Origin of the sequence: Amaricoccus sp. W119 (assembly GCF_047275745.1) — a bacterium.
Taxonomy (GTDB): domain Bacteria; phylum Pseudomonadota; class Alphaproteobacteria; order Rhodobacterales; family Rhodobacteraceae; genus Amaricoccus.
Window position 1 is genome coordinate 1 of sequence record NZ_JBKQWU010000189.1, and the last position, 920, is coordinate 920.

The following is a 920-nucleotide window of genomic DNA, read 5'->3' on the forward strand; positions in this document are numbered from 1 at the left end:
CCGTCTGCGATGATCTCACCGTCAGCCTGCCTGCCGCGCAGCGCGACTGACCTGCTCGGCCCGCTGATGAGCGCGAGGCCCGCCGTGAGCTACACCACCAGATGGGGCACGATCGAAACAGCAGGGCGAGCCCGTTCACCGCCTTGCGCATTTAGGTCGCACCATCGGCGACGCAGACTCTCGCACCTGGATCTCGGCCCGTTCCGCGCACGAGCACGTCGCCGGCTTTCTCGCCGGGGGATCAGGCGCGCGGACGACCGGTGCGGCTCGGCATCGACGGCTCTCGGGCGCTGCTCATAGCCGACGGCAGCGGAATCACGATCTGGCTTGTCGCCGCCGCCGATGGCGCGAAGACGCCCGCCCGGTCGGCACGGATCAGCTGCCCGGAGTGAACCCGCCCGAGGGGGCGCCATAGCCGACTGGGCCCGGCTGACCAGCCTGGCCGAGCACCTCTGGTTCAATCGCGTCGAAAACGCCTTCCGCGCCGCGCCGGAGTTCCGCGTCGGGCATGGCGCACCGGCGCCTCACGTCCACGTCGTCCTCGGGCGCCGCGACGGTTCCGCTCTGGCCGGACATCTGAAGTCGGGGGAGGTTCGGCCCACGCTGGAGATCATCGTGACAGAGACGCCGAGCCATCTGCGTCGGACCTACGATGCGACGACCGGCCTCACGCTGATCCAGTTCTGATGCCGCCGCCTCCCTCGGAGCCAACGGCACAATGGAATTTCTCTAAGCCAGCAGCAACGCGCGAAACCCCGGACGCGTGATCCTGCCTGCCGTGCGCACCGCGCGATGTCGAAGGATACATTCGATAAACATCTCTTCGGATGCCGGCCCATCGAGCTCGGTCTCAGTGTCGCCGAGATAGCTTGCGAGCAGGACGACACCGTTACCCGAGAGCGTCCGCGCGGCATCGTGCG

At 68.0% G+C, this 920-nt stretch carries 2 protein-coding genes; one reads left to right on the forward strand and one right to left on the reverse strand.

Features of this window, described 5'->3' with window-relative positions; genetic code table 11:
* Positions 1–342 precede the first annotated feature (342 nt).
* Positions 343–687, forward strand: coding sequence for a PCC domain-containing protein (locus ACLJK8_RS22910; RefSeq protein WP_413152697.1), 345 nt, complete (start codon positions 343–345; stop codon positions 685–687).
* Positions 688–729: 42 nt separating this feature from the next.
* Here the strand turns inward: ACLJK8_RS22910 and ACLJK8_RS22915 are convergent.
* Positions 730–920 (reverse strand): hypothetical protein (locus tag ACLJK8_RS22915; RefSeq protein WP_413152698.1); only part of this gene is annotated, 191 nt, incomplete at its 5' end.